Below are 6,249 nucleotides of genomic sequence, written 5' to 3'. Positions count from 1 at the left end.
GACTTGTTTGAGACCTACTCATCTGTGCGGTGGTAGGCCAACTAAGCGAAAATTATTCAATTTTCTACTTCTTGCCCACTCCCATTTCACACCCTAAATAAATAAAAAAGACCCCATCAATATTTATCATCCTATTGATGGAGCCTATCGAAATAAAACTATTCCTCATCTAACATTTTTAAGCGAGCAGGATACATTCCGACAACTTTACCTAAAGTTTCTAAACCTTGAATAGCGGATCCGTTTGATAAGCGGTCGGTTAAAGCAATATCCATCGCCTTAATTTCGTGTGTTTTACCAGTGTCACCTAAGATAACGACTGGAATATTGCCTTTTTGTAAAGCTAAAACTTGAATAAAGCGATGTGGATTCGTTTTTAATTCTTTTAATAATAAATGTCCCCGACTTGAGCGATTATTCACTTGCGAGATAACCTCTACGTCAAAGCGTTTAATATTTCCTCTTTGAGTTAATGCTAATAATTGTGGACGTTCCACCGCTTTATCAATTAATAATGAAGCGACTACTTGATCGTCATCCTTCAAGTTAATCGCCACTACACCTTGCGCTTTGGTTCCGCTAATCGCCACTTCTGACAATTCATAACGGACACCATAACTTTTCTCAGTAATCACAACCACTTGATAATCGTGATCCACTTTTGCTAGGTGGACTGACACCAATTCATCTTCTTTATCTTGTAATTTCATCGCCATCATCGTCTTAGTTTTATAGCTACGATAAGTTGTAAATTGTGATAAAGTTGTTTGCTTAATTTTGCCATTACGGGAAGTCAATACCAATGTTGGATTAGCTTCAGGTTTTAATTTATCTGGTTCCATTACCGATTTAAAAGCGGCAATTAACTGCTCTCCATCTTCTAAATGATAATTGGTTGAAATATGCATTCCCATATCTTTCCAACGAATATCTGGTAATTCATGAACTGGTAAATGAATATAGTTTCCTTTATTCGTAATTAACACAATCGCGTCATGCGTACTCATCTCTTTTACAAAGATTGGATAATCCAAATCACGACTTCCTAAGTCAGTCGTGTCGGAAGCGCTAAATGAGCGGACACTGGTGCGTTTGATATAGCCTTCATTCGTTACCGATACATAAACCTGTTCTTCGGGAATCATAATACTCGTTTCGACAATAATTTCTTCAACTTTATCTTGAACAATGGTTCTTCTTGGTGATGCAAAACGTTTTTTAATGTCTTTTAATTCATTGGCCAATACTTTTTTCAAGATATCTTCATTATTTAAAATATTTTGATACATCATGATTCGCTCATTTAATTCAAGCTTTTCATTTTGTAATGCCTCGATATCCGTATTGGTTAAACGATATAATTGTAAGTTAACGATTGATTCAGATTGAACTTCTGAAAAATCAAATTCACGCTCTAAGTTGCGCTTAGCATCTGCTTTATTATCCGAGTTTCGAATAACGGCAATCACTTCGTCTAAAATGGACACAACCCGAATCAAACCTTCTACAATATGTAGTCGTTTTTTATCGGTTGCTAACATATGCTTGGTACGCTTCGTAATCACCTCTTTTTGATGATCAATATATGCTTCCAACATTTGCATTAAGCCTACCACTTCCGGACGGCGATTATGGATAGCGACCATATTAAAGTGATAATTAACTTGTAATTCAGTATTTTTTAATAAATATTGTAAGATGCCTTCAGCATTCACTTCACGTTTTAATTCAATGACCACGCGCACACCATTTCGGTCACTTTCATCACGAACTTCCGATATCCCTTCAATTTTCTTCTGAATACGAATATCATCTAAACGTTGAATTAATTTGGCTTTATTAACATCAAATGGTAATTCCGTCACCACAATTTGTTGCTTATTACCTTTTAAGTCTTCTATTTCAGTTAAAGAACGTACGACAATTTTTCCTTGACCCGTTTCATACGCTTTACGAATTTGGTCTGCCCCTTGAATAATCGCACCAGTCGGAAAATCAGGTGCAGGAATTAATTTTATAATATCGTCTAAACGATAACGCTTATGGGTTAGCATATAGATAACCGCATCAATTACTTCTCCTAAATTATGAGGTGGTATCTCAGTAGCATAACCAGCAGAAATACCGGTGGCACCATTGACTAATAAATTTGGAAAACGAGCAGGTAAAACAGTTGGCTCTTCTAATGTATCGTCAAAGTTTAGCAGATACTCAACCGTCTCATGTTGAATATCACGTAATAACTCATCGGCAATGGGTGATAAACGCGCTTCTGTATAACGCATAGCCGCTGCTGGGTCGCCATCCATACTCCCGTTATTACCATGCATATCGATTAAAGTTTCACGCAATTTCCAATCTTGACTCATGCGGACCATCGCTTCATAAACAGAAGAATCCCCATGAGGATGATAATTACCAATTACATTCCCTACTGTCTTAGCAGACTTACGGTATGGATTACTAGCGGTATTGCGGTCCATGTACATTGCAAATAAAATACGGCGTTGTACCGGTTTTAATCCATCACGAATATCAGGTAAAGCACGGTCTTGGATGATGTATTTAGAATAACGTCCAAAACGATCTCCAATGACACTGGCAAAATTTAATTCTTGAATATTTTCCTTTACCATGTTTTACCTCCTAAAATAATTCTAACTGGCCATTTTCATCATCTTCATTATCCAATGGCTTATTGTTCTCTTTTTTTACTGTCTTTGCTTTTGATTTTGATTGAGCCGATTTTTTATTTGTTGTTTTGGCCGGTGGACGGTTGGCCATTGATTGCGCTTTGCTTTTACTATTAGTAGTATTTTTGGTGCCTTTTGAATTCTGTTCGGTCACGTCTACTACATAATGGTCAGAACTACCATTATCAAGTTCTTCTAAATCCAGAGCTTCTTCCAATGTGTCTATTTCGTCATCTTTCAATCCATGTGCTTCTTTAATTAACTCTTCTGTTGCTTGGTCAGTAGACTGACTAGTCCCTTGATTTTCTTTTAATAAAGTATCTTCTTCATCCATCGTGAATTGAACATTACTTTCAATCCATTTACGACGCGGTTCAACTTTCGCACCCATTAAGGTCGTCACACGGCGTTCAACCTGCGCCGCATCATCAATCGTCACACGTATTAAAATTCGAGAATCTGGGTTCATCGTTGTTTCCCATAATTGGTCTGCATTCATTTCCCCTAAACCTTTATAACGTTGTAAAATATAGCCTCGCCCAATCTTCTTAATCGCTGATTGTAACTCCTCATCGGTCCAAGCATATTCTACTTGTTGTTTCTTACCAGAACCTTTTGAAACTTTATATAATGGTGGCATTGCCAAATAAACTTTTCCAGCTTCAAGTAGTGGTTTCATATAACGATAAAAGAAAGTCAAGAGTAAGACCTGAATATGAGCCCCATCGGTATCCGCATCGGTCATAATAATAATTTTGTCATAATTACAGGAATTAATATCAAAATCAGTTCCTACTCCTGCCCCGATAGTATAAATCATCGTATTGATTTCTTCGTTTTTCATAATGTCTTGCATTGACGCTTTTTCAGTATTAATTACTTTACCACGTAATGGCAAAATAGCTTGATAACGACGGTCACGACCTAATTTTGCGGACCCACCCGCTGAATCACCCTCGACTAGGTATAATTCATTTTTACTCGCATCTTTTGACTGGGCTTTGGTTAGCTTACCAGAAATCAATTTTTCTTGTGCCGATTTCTTCGTCCCACTACGAGCGGCTTCTCTAGCTTTACGCGCTAATTCGCGAGTTTCACGAGCACGAATCGCCTTGCGTAAGATCATTTGGCTAAAATTCCCATTTTCATTTAAGAAACTTGAAAGACGTTCATACATTAAATTCTCTACTAAAGGACGAGCTTTGGGTGTACCCAATTTTTCTTTAGTTTGCCCTTCGAATTGTAAGTATTGTTCTGGAATACGAACAGACACCACCGCGGTCAAACCTTCGCGAACATCACTACCTTCTAAGTTTTTATCTTTTTCCTTAATTAGACCTACTTTACGACCGTAATCATTAAATGCTTTGGTAATCCCGGTTTTCATACCGACTTCATGCGTTCCTCCAGAAGCAGTCCGAACATTATTAGCAAATGATAAAATTGTTTCGGAGTATCCGTCATTGTATTGCATTGAAAAATCAACTTCAAATTCTTCCACTGCCGCTGAAAAACTGAACGCATCTCCCAATACATCTTTTTCTTCATTTAAATATTGAATAAAATCTTCTAATCCTTTTTCATAATGAAAAATTTCTTGGTAGTCATGGCGTTCATCTACTAGTTCAATCGCTAACCCCTTTAATAAAAAGGCAGATTCTCTTAATCGTTCAGCAATCACTTCGGAATTAATATGAGCACTACCAAAAATACTTTTATCTGGCATAAAATGCACGGTAGTACCATGAGCCGTTTTACTTGAAGCTTTTGATTTAACTAATTTTGAAGCAGGTTTCCCTCCATTTTCAAATCGCATTCGATAAAGATTGCCATCACGTTCAACGGTCACTTCTAACCAGGAAGACAATGCATTAACCACACTTGCACCAACACCATGAAGTCCTCCGGAAGATTTATAGCCCCCTTGACCAAACTTACCACCCGCATGGAGGACAGTTAAGATAACTTGAATGGTCGGTACCCCACTTGCATGCTGACCAACTGGCATCCCGCGGCCATTATCTTGTACTCGAACACTACCATCTGCTTTAATTTCTACTTTAATATAATCAGCAAAACCAGATAAAGCTTCGTCGACTGAATTATCAACAATCTCATAAATTAAATGATGTAATCCTCTTTGGTCTGTCGAACCGATATACATCCCTGGTCTTTTTCTTACTGCGTCCAAACCTTCCAATATTTGAATCGCGTCATCATTATATTGAATTGGTGTCGTCTTAGTTTCTGACATTTAATCACCTCTAAAATTTTCTTATATTCAACTCTTCTATAATAGCAAATAACTTTACTGCTTTTCAAATATTACTTGAAATTTGTAATTTAAGCAAATACAACTTACATTGAAGTGGGCCAGAAGTAGAAAATTGAATGATTTTCGATTCGCCTGCCCGCCCCAGCACAGTTGGGAGTAGACCTAAAGTAGAAAATAGAATAACTTTCGCTTCGTCGGCCTAACCCTGCACAGGTTGAGGCCACTCAACCACTGCGCTGTAAAATAAGTAAAATAAATACATAAATAAATGGAACCAAACAAATTTATAAAGTTTATTACACAACCACATATATGGCTGTTTAAATAATCATAAATGCATTATAAACTTACAGCTGTCTTAATTATGATACGTTAAGCATTGTTGTTTCACTTTATTTAATGTAAAATAGTAGCGTATATCCAAAGATGGAGGTTTATTATGCAATTTATATTTTTATTTATTTGTTATTTATTAGGATCAATTCCAACTGGTGTTTGGTACTCAAAAATTAAACACCAGATTGATGTGCGTGAATTGGGTAGTGGTAATAGTGGCGCCACCAATATTGGACGTAATTTTGGATTTAAAGCTGCTATTTTTGTAACGGTCATTGATGTTCTAAAAGGACTGGTGGCGATGATACTTGCACATTACTTTTATCCTAATACTGATTGGGTAATAATGGGAGCCGGTATAGCCGCTATTTTAGGTCATGCTTATCCTATTTTTGCCAATTTTCGTGGTGGAAAAGTGGTCGCCACTTCTTTTGCAGTATTAGCTGGTTATAATTTTTTCATTGGTTTAAGCTTTGTATTATTGTTATTTTTATTAATCTATTTAACGAGCACTATTAGTTTAGCCGCCTTAACGAGTTTTTCATTAGCAGCCTTATATGTTTTAATTACCCAACCGTTAATATTTGGTCTTGGCTTTATCGCAATCGCCGCCTTTATGATTTATCGTCATCGTACTAATGTGGTCCGTCTTATGAAAGGTGAAGAAAGTCGCATCAATTTCGGTCTTAGAAAACCAACAAATAATAACTAATATCACCTATTTTAATGTTATCAAATATTTATTTAATAATATTTACTTGCCATCCGTTTTTATGCGGATGGCTTGCTTGTTTTCTAGGGATAGCTTGGGCAAAAAAGTTCGGTTATGTTGTCTTTGCAGCTTGTGCTTATGCTCATGAGTAAAATCATACAGTAACGCCTACTTGTATCTTTCCATGAAATTCACCTATTCTTAAGTGTGATTTCAGGGAGTGGGCAAGAAGT

Annotated in this window: 2 protein-coding genes and 1 pseudogene; 1 reads left to right on the top strand and 2 read right to left on the bottom strand. The window is 36.7% G+C overall.

What is annotated here, in order from left to right; translation table 11 throughout:
* Positions 1-158: 158 nt before the first annotated feature.
* A complete protein-coding gene (gene parC, locus GSA01S_RS09010) occupies positions 159-2,636 on the bottom strand; it encodes a DNA topoisomerase IV subunit A (RefSeq protein WP_066126804.1) in 2,478 nt (825 codons plus the stop codon).
* Positions 2,637-2,943: 307 nt separating this feature from the next.
* A pseudogene (parE, locus tag GSA01S_RS09005) lies at positions 2,944-4,947 on the bottom strand (DNA topoisomerase IV subunit B); the annotation flags it as partial.
* Positions 4,948-5,407: 460 nt separating this feature from the next.
* On the opposite strand from parE, the gene plsY reads away from it, so the two are divergent.
* Entirely contained in the window at positions 5,408-6,016 is a 609-nt protein-coding gene (gene plsY / locus GSA01S_RS09000) for a glycerol-3-phosphate 1-O-acyltransferase PlsY (protein ID WP_066126802.1), read from the top strand.
* Positions 6,017-6,249 lie beyond the last annotated feature (233 nt).

The sequence above is a fragment of the Globicatella sanguinis NBRC 15551 genome (assembly GCF_001552295.1).
GTDB lineage: Bacteria > Bacillota > Bacilli > Lactobacillales > Aerococcaceae > Globicatella > Globicatella sanguinis.
This window is presented reverse-complemented; position numbering and strand designations above follow the sequence as displayed.